General features: G+C 44.3%; 12 protein-coding genes. 6 read left to right on the forward strand and 6 right to left on the reverse strand.

Going from position 1 to position 14,771, the window contains the following annotated elements:
* Positions 1 to 205 precede the first annotated feature (205 nt).
* From AAGA51_RS12500 to AAGA51_RS12525, 6 genes are all read left to right on the forward strand, one after another.
* On the forward strand, positions 206 to 571 hold the full coding sequence (locus AAGA51_RS12500; RefSeq protein WP_042480395.1) for a DUF1499 domain-containing protein: 366 nt from the start codon (positions 206 to 208) through the stop codon (positions 569 to 571).
* Positions 572 to 696: 125 nt separating this feature from the next.
* On the forward strand, positions 697 to 1,407 hold the full coding sequence (mtnN, locus tag AAGA51_RS12505; RefSeq protein ID WP_042480398.1) for a 5'-methylthioadenosine/S-adenosylhomocysteine nucleosidase: 711 nt from the start codon (positions 697 to 699) through the stop codon (positions 1,405 to 1,407).
* 13 nt (positions 1,408 to 1,420) lie between these two features.
* Positions 1,421 to 2,374 carry a cobalamin biosynthesis family protein gene (locus AAGA51_RS12510; protein WP_042480401.1) on the forward strand — a complete coding sequence of 318 codons (954 nt, stop codon included), beginning with the start codon at positions 1,421 to 1,423 and terminating at the stop codon, positions 2,372 to 2,374.
* Positions 2,375 to 3,199 (forward strand): vitamin B12 ABC transporter substrate-binding protein BtuF, encoded by an 825-nt coding sequence (gene btuF / locus AAGA51_RS12515; protein WP_042480404.1) that lies wholly within the window; start codon positions 2,375 to 2,377, stop codon positions 3,197 to 3,199.
* Positions 3,200 to 3,265: 66 nt separating this feature from the next.
* Positions 3,266 to 3,886, forward strand: coding sequence for a TRIC cation channel family protein (locus tag AAGA51_RS12520; RefSeq protein ID WP_042480407.1), 621 nt, complete (start codon positions 3,266 to 3,268; stop codon positions 3,884 to 3,886).
* 130 nt (positions 3,887 to 4,016) lie between these two features.
* Complete coding sequence (locus AAGA51_RS12525; protein WP_042480409.1) at positions 4,017 to 4,862, forward strand: LysR family transcriptional regulator; 846 nt, start codon at positions 4,017 to 4,019, stop codon at positions 4,860 to 4,862.
* On the opposite strand, the gene AAGA51_RS12530 is transcribed toward AAGA51_RS12525, so the two are convergent.
* From AAGA51_RS12530 to secA, 6 genes are all read right to left on the reverse strand, one after another.
* A complete protein-coding gene (locus tag AAGA51_RS12530) occupies positions 4,813 to 5,592 on the reverse strand; it encodes a TSUP family transporter (protein ID WP_042480413.1) in 780 nt (259 codons plus the stop codon). The two genes, AAGA51_RS12525 and AAGA51_RS12530, sit on opposite strands and share 50 nt — an antisense overlap.
* A gap of 224 nt (positions 5,593 to 5,816) precedes the next feature.
* Positions 5,817 to 9,047, reverse strand: a complete 3,231-nt coding sequence (carB, locus tag AAGA51_RS12535; protein WP_042480417.1) for a carbamoyl-phosphate synthase large subunit — start codon at positions 9,045 to 9,047, stop codon at positions 5,817 to 5,819.
* 16 nt (positions 9,048 to 9,063) lie between these two features.
* Positions 9,064 to 10,203 (reverse strand): glutamine-hydrolyzing carbamoyl-phosphate synthase small subunit, encoded by a 1,140-nt coding sequence (gene carA / locus AAGA51_RS12540; protein ID WP_042480420.1) that lies wholly within the window; start codon positions 10,201 to 10,203, stop codon positions 9,064 to 9,066.
* A gap of 482 nt (positions 10,204 to 10,685) precedes the next feature.
* Positions 10,686 to 11,495, reverse strand: coding sequence for a 4-hydroxy-tetrahydrodipicolinate reductase (dapB, locus tag AAGA51_RS12545; protein WP_042480423.1), 810 nt, complete (start codon positions 11,493 to 11,495; stop codon positions 10,686 to 10,688).
* A gap of 99 nt (positions 11,496 to 11,594) precedes the next feature.
* On the reverse strand, positions 11,595 to 11,993 hold the full coding sequence (gene mutT / locus AAGA51_RS12550; RefSeq protein ID WP_042480425.1) for an 8-oxo-dGTP diphosphatase MutT: 399 nt from the start codon (positions 11,991 to 11,993) through the stop codon (positions 11,595 to 11,597).
* A gap of 68 nt (positions 11,994 to 12,061) precedes the next feature.
* Positions 12,062 to 14,755, reverse strand: coding sequence for a preprotein translocase subunit SecA (gene secA / locus AAGA51_RS12555; protein WP_042480427.1), 2,694 nt, complete (start codon positions 14,753 to 14,755; stop codon positions 12,062 to 12,064).
* Positions 14,756 to 14,771 lie beyond the last annotated feature (16 nt).

A 14,771-nucleotide genomic window follows, 5' to 3' on the forward strand; every position in this document is an offset into this window, starting at 1 on the left:
AAATTATTTTCTGTGACCATTCATAATCCTCTAAAACTAAACAGCGTGAATGAGTCTAATATGTAGAATGACTTTCCCCCGAAGAGCTAGGAGAGTACGATCCAGCTATTGGGGATACGACGAATAGGGTTTGCAGATGTATAAGGTTCTAATTGTTATTCTTTCAACAGTACTATTGAGTGCTTGTAGCAAAGGAGTTCCTCCGATGGTCGATCGCACACATTCTCCTTGTGGCAATAAACCCAATTGCGTTTCCACCGCTGAAACAAGAGAAAAATATAAGCTGGCTCCATTTTTATTACGCTCTGGTGTAACACTGGAGCAGGTTGAACGCGTAGCTTTAACGCTTTCTGGCGCCCAAACCGCAGAGAAAACTGATAACTATCTTCGAATCGAATGCACTTCAAGTATTATGCGTTTTGTTGATGACCTTGAGCTGAAGATTGAAGATGGTCATCTGTTGGTGCGTTCTGAATCTCGCGTTGGTTACAGTGATTTCGGGGTAAACCGTCGTAGAGCTGCCGAACTAAGAGAAAACCTTACCCTAGCAGGGCTGATATTTGAGCCATAGATCTTAGCTGAGTGAGTTGAAATCAGAGTTCAATAAGATAAGCAGTCGAATCTCGATAAATTGCCTAATCTCATGATAAACTTCAGGCAATTTTTACACTTAATAACTTTTAAAAGAGATACTCCATGAAAATTGGCATCATCGGCGCGATGCAACAAGAAGTCGCAATTCTAAAAGACGCTCTTGAGCAATGTCAGGAAGTCAGCAAAGGCGGCTGTACTTATTACTCAGGTAGCATTCACGGCGTTGATGTCGTTTTACTTCAATCTGGTATCGGCAAAGTAGCAGCAGCGATTGGTACAACAATTCTTCTAGACGAATACCAACCAGACGTGGTTATCAACACGGGTTCTGCGGGTGGTTTTGACTCAAGCCTAACTATGGGTGATGTGGTTATTTCAACAGAAGTACGCCATCACGACGCAGACGTAACCGCATTTGGTTATGAAATGGGACAGATGGCAGGTCAGCCTGCAGCATTTGCGGCAGACGAAAAACTGATGGCTGTGGCAGAGAAAGCGCTTGAATCTATCTCTAACGAAACCAACACTGAAAAACATGCTGTACGCGGTTTGATTTGTACTGGCGACGCTTTCGTTTGTACTGCTGAACGACAAGACTTCATTCGTAAACACTTCCCTTCTGTTATTGCAGTTGAAATGGAAGCGTCTGCAATTGCTCAGACGTGTCACCAATTCCAAGTACCATTTGTTGTGGTTCGTGCAATCTCTGACGTAGCTGACAAAGAATCGCCAATGTCATTTGATGAGTTCCTTCCGCTAGCAGCGCAAAGCTCATCAGAAATGGTGCTAAAAATGGTTGAGTTGCTAAAGTAACCAACTCATATCCATGAACGAAATCATTTCGACCGTTTATGCTGAAGGTGCGCTCCTCATTATGTGGGGCGCACTTTTGCTGCATTACATTCTGCCGATTCCGAGAGCTTCTCACCCTGCAATTTTGTGGCACAAGTTTGCTGAAGTTCTCGCTGACAAAGTCAATACCAACAACAATTACTCTCAAAGTATCATTTCCGGCACACTAGCTTGGCTGCTAATGATCATCCCTGCACTGCTGTTCTGTATCGCATTAAAACCTCTTGTCTGGCAGCCGCAACTCTATGAATTAGCACTACTGATCTTGGCTTTAGATTGGCGCAATAACGGCCAACTCGCGAACAAATTAGGTAAGGCCTTGGCAAAAGAGGACAAAGTAGGTGCTCGTAAACTGCTTGAACCTTTTGTGAATAGAGAAACCAGCACCCTATCTACTGTAGGACTGGGCAAGGCAGGTGCTGAGACCATTATTGTAGGTTATGGCCGTAACGTTGCTGCCGTGCTTTTTTGGTATGCTTTATTGGGTGCAACAGGGGCATTTATCTATCGATTAATGGCTGAACTTGCTCGCGCTTGGTCGCCTTCTCGTTCTCAGTTCAATCCTTTTGGATTGCCAATTGTTCGCACTATCGCAATATTAGATTATGTACCATTAAGACTGTTTAGTTTGTTCATTACGTTAGGCAATAACTCGGGTAAAGCTCTGCAAACCATCAAAACTCAGAGCCGTTCTTGGCCACTACCTGGCCCCGCTTGGCTACTCTGCGCAATCGGAGGGAAGCTCGAATTGGCTTTGGGTGGCCCTGCAATCTACGGGGAACAAAAAGTAGTGCGAGCTAAGATAGGTGGTCGTATTGTTCCTTCTGCACTGCACTTGTCTCAAATACATAGCTTGATCGCTTGGCGACTCTTTCTATGGATTTTTATCGAAAGCCTTCTGCTTCTCGTCATTCATAAAGGAATATAAATGCGTTTTTGGTCACTCGCCTTCACTGCTTTACTACTTGCATCACCCACTCAAGCAGACCAATCGGTTCAGCGCATTATCAGCCTAGCTCCACATGCAACAGAGTTAGCCTTTGCCGCTGGTTTGGGCAATAAACTTGTCGGCGCAACGGATTACAGTGATTATCCAGAGGAAGCCAAAAGCATAGAGAGAGTTGCGAACTATCAGGGTATTAAGTTAGAGCGGATCATAGCGCTTAAACCTGATCTGATTATCGCTTGGCCGAAAGGTAACCCCGCTAAAGAGATAGCCAAACTTAAGCAGCTCGGTTTCACGTTTTACAATTCCCAAGTCAATACACTTGACGATATTGCCTCCAATATTGAAGCTCTCAGTCAATACGCAGATGACCCACAACAAGGGAAACAGGCAGCTAAAGCATTCCGTGAACGTTTGAATACACTGACGTCTGAGCTCTCAGGAGCCACACCTGTTCGCTATTTTTATCAACTCAGTGAAAAACCAATCATCACTTTGGCACAAGACAGTTGGCCAAGTGAGGTATTTCGTTTTTGCGGTGGCGAAAACATCTTTGAGAACAGTTCGACACCATATCCTCAAGTTGGGATCGAGCAAGTTCTGGTCGCTCAACCAGATGTTATTTTCACCTCTGCACACGCCATTGCTAACGGAAACATGTGGCTAAGTTGGAAAGATGAAATTCCAGCAGTCAAACAGGGGCATGTTTGGTCTCTCAATTCAGACTGGATCAATCGCTCAACGCCTCGCACACTCAACGCGATTGAAGAAGTTTGTCACTACTTTGAGCAAGTAAGAAACAATTAACAGCTCGATAAAAAAGTCTTACAATCCACCACCTTTCGATAAACCTATTTTTGGTAGCGCATAACATTGGATACCTCATTACTTTATTTAATCGATATGTTTGGTACGGCTATTTTCGCTATTTCAGGCGTATTGCTAGCTGGTCGTTTAAAAATGGATCCTTTCGGTGTCACTGTATTGGCGAGTGTTACAGCTATCGGTGGCGGGACTATCCGAGATATGGCTCTTGGTGCGACACCGGTGTTCTGGATAAAAGATACAACTTATATCTGGGTCATTATCGTTACTTGTATTTTAACCATGCTATTAGTGCGCAGGCCAAAACGTATTCCTTGGTGGGTTCTGCCGGTTTGCGATGCTGTTGGCTTGGCTTTTTTCGTTGGTATCGGTGTTGAAAAGGCACTGATGTACCAAGATTCAGCCGTGATCGCCATCATTATGGGGGTAATTACTGGCTGTGGCGGTGGCATTATCCGCGATGTACTGGCAAGAGAAATCCCAATGGTTCTGCGTAGTGAAGTCTACGCAACCGCATGTATTGTGGGCGGTGTATTCCATACAACCGCATTAGCGATGGGTTATAACAACTCTGTCGCGCTTCTTTCAGGCGTCGCGTCAACGCTGATCATCCGTCTTGGTGCTATCCGCTGGCATTTATCACTGCCAACCTTCGCTCTCACTAAATAGAAATAGAGCCACTCGACGTGGCTCTTGTCAGCTCTCATAGGTTTACATCCAAGATAAACGAACCACTGTCCTCATCAATAATATGAGGATAAACTAACTCAATCGATTCCTAATTCTCATTGGACAAAATATGCTGTTGGAAGGCATTGAAACGCTATTGGTTCTTAGCAAGCAGAAAACGATGAGCCGAACTGGCAGCCAACTGTATATCAGCCAGTCAGCCGTCAGTAAAAGAATTGCCAATTTAGAAAACAAGTTAGGAAAAAAGCTTATAGCTCCTGCTGGGCGACATATAAAGCTGACCGCTGAAGGTCAGCAACTCATCGATAATATTGAGCCAACTTTCAATGAACTCAGAGGTATGATCTATGAGAATCAAGCCCTTGAAGACAACACGCTTATCCGTATTGATTGTTCAGAAACACTAGTGGCAGGCTACTTAACGAAAGTAATGGCGGCATATCGTAAGAAAGATCCCCACTTCACCATTACCACCAACCACACTCCACGTATCGTAGAACATGTTCAATCAGGCAAAGCCACCATAGGTTTTTGTGCTGGGTATCTACCCGGTAATCATGGTCTTATGACTTTTCATTTGTATGATGAGCCATTCTGCATTGTCAGTAAGAACCAACTAACCCATTTGCCAAGTGAGATCATTACCAATGATCTCACCAATACCGCTAACACTTATCAGGCTGCATTTCTAGATAAGTTGGGTATTACACCTGTGATGGAAATGGATTCTTATATGGCGTCTGCCCAGCTCGCACTGGAAGGCGTCGCTCCAGCTTTAGTACCACTTTCTATGATCAATACTCTGCAGATAGATGCGCGTTATTGCTTTAACTTTATCGAACTCACACCGCTAATCCGCCCTATTCACATCTGCCTAAGAGCAACCAACTACCGTACAGAGCGGGTTAAAACATTGATAGAAACCATTGTGAGTGCTGTTCCCACAAAAGCTTAAACGCCATCAGCATAGACATAACAATCACAAGTGGGCGTATCCATTTTTGTCCTTTAGATATGACAACTTTGGCACCAACACGAGCACCAATAAACTGCCCGACAGCCATGACCAAACCTAACTTCCAGATAGGTAACCCAGCAATAACGAAGAATAGCAGCGCTGCGATATTTGATGTGAAGTTAAGAACTTTCGTTCTAGCCGTTGCTTCGACTAAAGTAAAATGACCTAAAACGACAAAACACACAGTGAAAATGGAGCCTGTACCCGGTCCAAAAAATCCATCGTAAAAGCCCACACAGCTTCCGACACTGTAGGCAAATGCAGCTTCTGAAAGCGGTTTTTTACCGGAGTCAGCCTTGGTCTGCGGCGCGAATAGAAAGTAGAGAGAAATCGCAACCAATAGAATGGGAATTAAACTCGTCAAGAATGACGTATCAAACTGTTGTACCAGCAAAGCCCCAGTTGCGGCACCAATAAAAGTACACACAATGGCAAGTCGCATCTCTTTAAGATTAACGATACCACTGCGTACGAAATACATACTGGCAGAGAAGCTACCAAAAGAGCTTTGGAGCTTATTTGTCGCCAAAGCATTGGTTGGAGGAACACCTGCAGCCAAAAGTGCTGGAAGTGTTAATAAGCCACCGCCACCAGCCATCGCATCAATAAAACCTGCTGCGCCAGCAACAAAAAACAAAATGACTAATATATCTAACGAGACTTCCATGACATTCCACAACCAATACGACCGAGTGGCTAAAGTATCACTGAGTAAGTGATTGAAATAGTGAAACAACAGAACACAACCTATTCCAATAATTCATCAATGATATAGATAGTCTTTAATCTTCAAACGTTAGCTTTGCCAAAATACAGGCCTAAAAAAGCCCGCTCAAATGAGCGGGCAATGAGGTTGTCAGATAAACCTTAGGTTTATCAATTTATTATTCATTACGCTAAGCTAGCTTTCACTTTAGCGTGAAGTTCTTGTACTGATGTTACTGATGCTTTCGCGTCAGCAGTGTGAGACATACAGGTTGCGAACGCTGCATTTAGCGTTGTTGTGTAGTTCACTTTCTCAGCCAAAGCACCACGACGTAGTACTTTAGAATCTTCAATAGCTTGACGACCTGATGCTGTGTTCACGATGTAGGTGTATTCATTGTTCTTGATACGGTCCAGAATGTGTGGACGGCCTTCATGAACTTTGTTTACCAAGCGTGGGTTGATACCGGCTTCACCTAGAATCACAGCAGTACCGTGAGTTGCATCTAGTTGGTAACCCAGTTTCACTAGCTTAGAAGCTAGGTCAACAACGCGCTCTTTATCACCTTCACGTACTGAAAGTAGTGCACGACCACCTTCTGGGTAAACAGAGCCACAGCCTAGCTCAGCTTTCGCGTATGCTTCAGCAAATGTTGCACCAACACCCATAACCTCACCAGTAGAGCGCATTTCTGGGCCTAATAGTGGGTCAACGCCAGGGAACTTGTTGAACGGCAGTACCACTTCTTTTACTGAGTAGTATGGTGGGATGATCTCTTTCGTGAAACCTTGTTGCTCAAGAGTTTGACCAGCCATAACACGCGCAGCGATTTTCGCTAGTGGTGCGCCAGTTGCTTTAGATACGAATGGTACTGTACGTGCAGCACGTGGGTTTACTTCGATGAGGTAAACTTCGTTATCTTTCACAGCAAACTGAGTGTTCATCAAACCGCGTACACCAAGTTCGAAAGCCAGTTTCTCTACTTGTTCACGCATCTTGTCCTGAATTTCTTGGCTTAGCGTGTATGCTGGAAGCGAACATGCTGAGTCACCTGAGTGAACACCTGCCTGCTCGATGTGCTCCATGATACCGCCGATAACCACACGCTCACCGTCACAGATAGCATCGATATCCACTTCTGTTGCGTCATCTAGGAAACGGTCAAGTAGAACAGGAGACTCGTTTGACACGCTTACCGCTTCGTTAAAGTAACGACGTAGGTCTTGCTCGTCATATACGATTTCCATCGCACGACCACCCAGTACATATGAAGGACGCACAACGAGTGGGAAGCCGATCTCTTTAGATTTATCAATCGCCTGTTCCATTGTTGTTACTGTTGCGTTTTCAGGCTGTAGCAGGCCTAAACGTTCAACAGCAGCTTGGAAGCGTTCACGGTCTTCTGCACGGTCGATAGCATCTGGGCTAGTACCAATGATAGGCACGCCAGCCGCTTCTAAAGCACGCGCTAGTTTCAGTGGAGTTTGACCACCGTACTGAACGATAACGCCTTTTGGCTTTTCAACACGTACGATTGCTAGTACGTCTTCCAGTGTTACTGGTTCGAAGTACAGACGGTCTGAAGTGTCGTAGTCTGTAGAAACTGTCTCAGGGTTACAGTTAACCATGATAGTTTCGTAGCCATCTTCGCGAAGTGCTAGAGATGCGTGTACACAACAGTAGTCAAATTCGATACCTTGACCGATACGGTTTGGACCGCCGCCAAGAACCATGATCTTGTCTTTATCTGTTGGGTTCGCTTCACACTCTTCATCGTAAGATGAGTACATGTATGCGGTATCTGAAGCAAATTCAGCAGCACAAGTATCCACACGTTTGTAAACTGGGTGAATATCGTACTGGTCACGTAGGCGACGAATTTCGCTTTCAGCAACACCTAGCAGTTTAGACAGACGAGCATCAGCGAAGCCTTTACGCTTCATCTGTTTCAGCACATCTTTAGTCAGACCAGCGAAACCGCCCGCTTTCACTTGCTCTTCCAACTTAACCAGTTCTTCGATTTGAACTAGGAACCAACGGTCAATATTGGTTAGATTGAATACGCCATCAACTGACATACCTGCACGGAATGCGTCTGCGATGTACCAAATACGCTCAGCACCAGCTTCTTTTAGCTCGTGACGGATTTTAGTCAAAGCATCTGGTGCATCTAGGTCAACCATTTCATCCAAGCCGTTCGCACCTACTTCTAGGCCACGAAGTGCTTTTTGTAGCGATTCTTGTTGGTTACGACCGATTGCCATTACCTCACCAACAGACTTCATCTGTGTCGTTAGGCGGCTATTTGCGCCAGCAAATTTCTCGAAGTTAAAGCGAGGAATCTTAGTCACAACGTAGTCGATTGTTGGTTCGAATGATGCTGGTGTTGCACCACCAGTGATGTCATTCATTAGCTCATCAAGAGTGAAGCCAACTGCCAGTTTCGCTGCGATTTTCGCGATTGGGAAACCAGTTGCTTTCGAAGCAAGAGCAGAAGAACGAGATACACGTGGGTTCATCTCGATGATAACCATACGGCCATCTTTCGGGTTGATACCAAACTGAACGTTTGAACCACCAGTCTCTACACCGATTTCACGCAGTACTGCTAGCGATGCATTACGCATTAGCTGGTACTCTTTATCCGTTAGCGTTTGAGCTGGTGCTACCGTGATCGAGTCACCTGTGTGAATACCCATTGGGTCAAAGTTTTCAATCGCACAAACGATGATACAGTTGTCGTTCTTATCACGAACAACTTCCATCTCGTACTCTTTCCAACCAATTAGAGATTCATCGATAAGCAGCTCGTTAGTTGGAGAAAGATCCAAACCACGGCGACAGATTTCTTCGAACTCTTCTTTGTTATAAGCGATACCACCACCAGTACCACCCATAGTGAATGAAGGGCGGATAATACATGGGAAACCAACCATATCTAGGACACGGTAAGCATCTTCCATTGTTTTGGCAGTATCAGCGCGTGGACATTCTAAACCGATAGACTTCATTGCTTTATCAAAGCGAGAACGGTCTTCAGCTTTGTCGATTGCATCTGCAGTCGCACCAATCATCTCTACGCCGAACTCTTTAAGAACGCCATTTGCTTCTAGAGCAAGCGCACAGTTAAGAGCCGTTTGACCACCCATTGTTGGAAGAATCGCATCTGGGCGCTCTTTCTCGATGATCTTACGTACAACTTCCCAGTGGATTGGCTCGATGTATGTTGCATCAGCCATTTCTGGGTCAGTCATGATAGTTGCAGGGTTTGAGTTCACAAGAATAACTCGGTAGCCCTCTTCGCGTAGTGCTTTACACGCTTGAGCGCCAGAGTAGTCAAACTCACAAGCCTGACCGATAACAATTGGACCTGCACCTAAAATAAGAATGCTCTGAATGTCAGTACGTTTTGGCATTATCTACTACTCCAAATTAAGCGCGGTGTTGTTTAATCAATTCAATGAAGTGGTCAAATAGCGGTGCAGCATCGTGCGGACCTGGGCTCGCTTCAGGGTGACCCTGGAAGCTGAATGCCGGTTTGTCCGTACGGTGAATACCTTGCAGAGAACCGTCAAATAGAGACTTGTGCGTTGCACGTAGGTTCTCAGGTAGCGTTGCTTCGTCCGCAGCAAAACCGTGGTTTTGAGAAGTAATCATGACCACATCACGGTCAATATCTTTAACCGGGTGGTTTGCACCATGGTGGCCAAACTTCATTTTTACTGTTTTAGCACCTGAAGCCAACGCTAGGATTTGGTGACCTAAACAGATACCAAATACCGGCAGAGCTTTATCAAGGAACACTTTCGTTGCTTCAATCGCGTAAGTACATGGCTCTGGGTCACCAGGGCCATTCGATAGGAATACGCCATCTGGGTTCATCGCTAGTACTTCTTCAGCTGAAGTTTCTGCAGGTACTACAGTTAAACGACAACCGCGGTCAACTAACATACGTAGGATATTGCGTTTCGCACCAAAATCGTAAGCCACTACATGGTATGGCAACTCACTGTCATCTTTAGGTTCAGGTAGACCACCTTCCAGTGTCCACGAACCTTGTTTCCATTCATACGCTTCTTTCGTCGTTACAACTTTCGCCAAGTCCATGCCTTTAAGGCCTGGGAACTCTTTAGCTTTAACCAACGCAAGAGCTTCATCTAGGTTATCGCCTGCCATAATGCAACCGTTCTGAGCGCCTTTCTCACGTAAAATGCGCGTAAGTTTACGCGTATCGATATCAGCAATACCGACGATATTTTGTGATTTAAGGTAATCAGAAAGAGATTTTTCACTACGGAAGTTAGAAGCGATAAGAGGAAGATCGCGAATCACAAGGCCTTGTGCATGAATTGAAGAAGATTCTTCATCTTCGGTATTAGTGCCGGTATTGCCAATGTGAGGATAAGTTAGTGTAACGATTTGTTGAGAATAGGAAGGATCAGTGAGGATTTCTTGGTACCCCGTCATCGAGGTATTAAAAACGACTTCACCAACGGATGAACCATCTGCCCCAATGGACACTCCGCGGAACACTGTCCCATCTTCTAGGACTAACAGTGCTGATTTACTCAAGACAACCTCCAGAATAAAAATGCATAAAATTTAAATTAAATTGCAAATTTGCCTTCCTGTTCGCGTGAAAATCATGCTCTAGGCTAATTTTGACAAATTGGCGGTATTTTAGAGATCGCTGTGACCTATGTCAACGTTAGCAGATAAATTAAACTCAAATTTATTACCTTAGAGCTAAAAAAGAGCTCTAACCCATCAAAAAAGCATGTTTTACTCATTCAAAAACAACATTTATAGGGCTTTGATTTTAAATTAGACAAAAATAGTTTGTTAATAATCGAAATCAGCGCAAAAAAAAATAAGCAAACGTTAATATCATTTTTTTATTGTCAAAAACAGAGGAAAGTTGGAGAAATCAACCTCAACATGACAAAATCACTTAAAAAGTTAAAGGATAAGCTAAATTATAGGAAAGAAAATTTGATTAGAAAATGTTAGAGAAATTCTTATGCGCCAAGCGAACTTGACGCATAATTATGTAATTACAGTTCATTCAAACCTAGTACATCAGTCATGGTGTAAAAACCTGCTGATTTTTGATTCAACCAAACTGCAGCACGAATAGCACCGTTGGCAAATGTCATTCGATCTGTTGCCTTATGAGTGATCTCTACTCGTTCACCAATATCAGCAAACATAGCAGTGTGTTCACCAATGATGTCACCAGCGCGAATGGTCGCAAATCCGATTTCATCTCTAGTTCGTTCCCCAGTGATACCTTCACGCGCGTACACAGCAACATCATTGAGTTTGTTGCCCATTGCTCCAGCAATGGCTTCACCCATACCAATCGCAGTACCCGATGGAGCATCCACTTTGTGTCGATGGTGCGCTTCGATAATTTCGATATCGCAGTAGTCACCCATTACTTTGGCTGCCTTCTCTAGAAGCTTGAATACTAGGTTCACACCTACACTGTAGTTTGGGGCCATCACAATAGGGATAACTTTCGCGGCTTCATTGATCAGCTCACGCTCTTCATCGGTAAAACCCGTAGTACCAATGATCAGCTTTTTGCCATGCTTCTTACACAGTTCAATATTTGCTAGTGTGCTCGCTGGTGCTGTGAAATCCACGATAACATCGAAGTTATCGACCGCTAATTCCAGATTATCCACCAAAGCGACATCAAATCGACCAACACCACATAACTCACCAACATCCACTCCGACTAGAGAAGACTCAGGACGCTCAGATCCTGCACCCACTGTTGATTCTGAATTATGATGTGCTGCTTTGACCAGATTGCGGCCCATACGTCCAGCTGCGCCTGCAATTGCAATTCTTACCATTGCAAATTTCTCCATTTACTCGTGACTACGCAGTCCTGCATAGTGTTATTCCGATTTACGCTTTTTAAACTACCAACTATCGAGGTTGATAGCTAGCACTTAAGAAAACTCTTTAATAACACGTTCGAGGATTGGAACATTGGCTTCTGGAAACTGGTAATTTACGAGTTCTGCAATGTCTACCCAAAGTCCTTCTTGCCCTTCTTTGCCATATGGTTCTTTGTTGAAGTTGCTGATGACGATGAAGTCAAACTTCAGTGATTTTTCTGGGTAATCGTATTCCAGATGCTCAAACAGATACTGCTCCGTCACTTCAATGCCAATTTCTTCTTCAAGCTCACGAGTCATCGCTTGTTCAACGCTTTCACCTTCTTCAACTTTGCCACCCGGAAATTCCCAGAAACCACCTTTGTGCAAATTGTCTGGGCGTTTAGTGATAAAGATTTGCGATTTATCCTGATTGAAGATAATACCCGCCACGATATGAATTCGTTTCATCTGTGTTCCTTTGTCTTTCTTTACTTAAAAAAAGAGCCGCCTAAGCGACTCTTTTCTATTTATTTTTATTAGGCAATTTTGCCATGGCACTGCTTATACTTCTTGCCTGAACCGCAAGGACAAGGTTCATTACGACCCACTTTACGTTCAGCTTGAGATTCAGACTCTTCACCATTCGCATTGGCGTGCTGAGCTTGACTCATACGAGCCGCTTGCTCTGCTTGAGCACGGCGTTGCTCCTCCATACGCTCAACTTCTTCTTGCTGTTGAACACGTACTTTAGAAAGAATCGCGATCACGTCTGACTTCAGTGATTCTAGAAGCTCTTCGAACAGCTCAAACGATTCACGCTTGTACTCTTGTTTCGGGTTCTTCTGTGCATAGCCACGTAAGTGAATACCTTGACGCAGGTGGTCCATAGCAGCAAGGTGCTCTTTCCACAGTGTATCAAGAGTCTGTAGCATTACAGATTTCTCAAAGTTACGCATCACTGAAGCGCCAACCACTTCTTCTTTGTTCTTATAAACCGTTACCGAGTTTTCAAGAATACGTTCGCGAAGTGCTTCTTCATACAGTTTGTCGTCTTCATCCAACCAAGACTGAATAGGCAGATCAAGATCGAAATCGTGCTTCAAGCGATCTTGTAGACCGGCGATATCCCACATGTCATCAAGTGATTGTGGTGGAATGTATTGATCGATCACTGATGTCATAACGTCAGCACGGTTTTGTTCGATCATTTCACTAATATCGTCCGTGCTCATCAACTCATCACGAAGCTCGTAAACGACGCGACGCTGATCATTGGCAACATCATCATATTCAAGAAGCTGTTTACGAATATCGAAGTTACGACCTTCAACTTTACGTTGAGCTTTTTCAATTGAGCGAGAAAGCATCTTAGATTCGATCGCTTCACCTTCTTCCATACCGCTTTGAATCAAGCTTGCCATACGGTCTGAAGTGAAAATACGTAGCAGTGTGTCTTCCATTGACAGATAGAAACGAGAAGAACCCGCATCACCCTGACGACCTGAACGACCACGTAGCTGGTTATCGATACGACGTGATTCGTGACGCTCAGTACCAATGATATGTAAACCACCGGCTTCTAAAACTTGATCGTGAACTTTACGCCATTCCGCTTTAATTGCGTCAATTTGCTCTTGAGTTGGATTGTTTAGCGATTCAACTTGCATCTGCCAGCTACCGCCAAGCACGATATCCGTACCACGACCAGCCATGTTAGTCGCGATAGTAACTGAACCTGGTTTACCCGCTTCAGCAACGATTTCCGCTTCTTTCTCATGGAACTTCGCGTTCAGTACGCTGTGTTTGATCTTTGCTTTCTTCAGTGCATTAGACAGCAATTCAGATTTTTCTATCGAAACCGTACCAACCAGTACAGGCTGACCTTTTTCAACACAAATTTTAATGTCTTCGATGATAGCAGCAAACTTTTCAGCTTCTGTACGGTACACCATATCCGGCATATCGTTACGAATCATAGGCTTGTTAGTTGGAATAACCACTGTTTCCAAACCATAGATTTGTTGGAATTCAAATGCTTCTGTATCTGCTGTACCTGTCATACCTGACAGTTTTTCGTATAAACGGAAGTAGTTCTGGAAAGTAATCGATGCCAGAGTTTGGTTTTCGTTCTGGATCTTAACGCCTTCTTTCGCTTCAACTGCTTGATGCAAACCATCAGACCAACGACGACCAGGCATAGTACGGCCTGTGTGTTCATCAACGATAACGACTTCACCTTCTTCCGTCACAATGTAGTCGACGTTTTTCTCAAACAGAACGTGAGCACGTAGCGCAGCGTTCACATGGTGAAGCAGACTGATATTCGCAGGAGAGTAAAGTGTATCGCCCTCTTGCATTAAACCATTCTTAACCAGCAACTCCTCAACAAATTCCTGACCAGTTTCAGTGAGGTAAACCTGCTTAGATTTCTCGTCTACAGTGTAGTGACCATCACCGCGGTACTCCTCAGAGTCTTCTTTATCTTGAAGCTGCAGAGACGGAATAAGAGTGTTAATGCGAGTATAGAGCTCAGAACTGTCTTCAGCCGGACCTGAGATAATTAATGGTGTACGTGCTTCATCAATAAGAATTGAGTCAACCTCATCGACAACAGCAAAGAAACGTTCACGTTGCACGCGGTCTTCAGGGCGGAATGCCATGTTGTCACGAAGGTAGTCGAAGCCAAACTCGTTGTTTGTTCCGTATAAGATGTCTGCTTGGTAAGCTTCTTTCTTTGCAGGTGGCGACATGTTAGGTACGTTGATACCAACTGTCAGACCTAGAAATTCAAATAGTGGGCGGTTTGTTTCTGCGTCACGCTTCGCTAGGTAGTCATTCACTGTAACAATGTGAACACCTTTGCTTGGCAAAGCATTCAGGTACGCTGGAAGCGTTGCTGTCAGTGTTTTACCTTCACCTGTACGCATCTCTGCAATTTGGCCAGAGTTCAGTACCATACCGCCGATTAGCTGAACGTCAAAATGACGCATGCCAAATACACGCTTCGAAGCTTCACGAACAGTAGCGAATGCCTCAGGTAGTAATTGGTCTAGATTTTCACCTTGCTCAAGACGTTGACGAAACTCTACCGTTTTAGCCTTTAGCTCTTCATCGGACAGAGCTTCAAATGCAGGCTCATAATTATTAATTTCTTTTACAATTTTTCTTAGGCGGCGAAGTGTTCTGTCATTACGACTGCCGACCACTTTTGTCAGTAGCTTAGTTATCATTTCTTGTGAATCTCTC

Source organism: Vibrio diazotrophicus (assembly GCF_038452265.1).
GTDB lineage: Bacteria > Pseudomonadota > Gammaproteobacteria > Enterobacterales > Vibrionaceae > Vibrio > Vibrio diazotrophicus.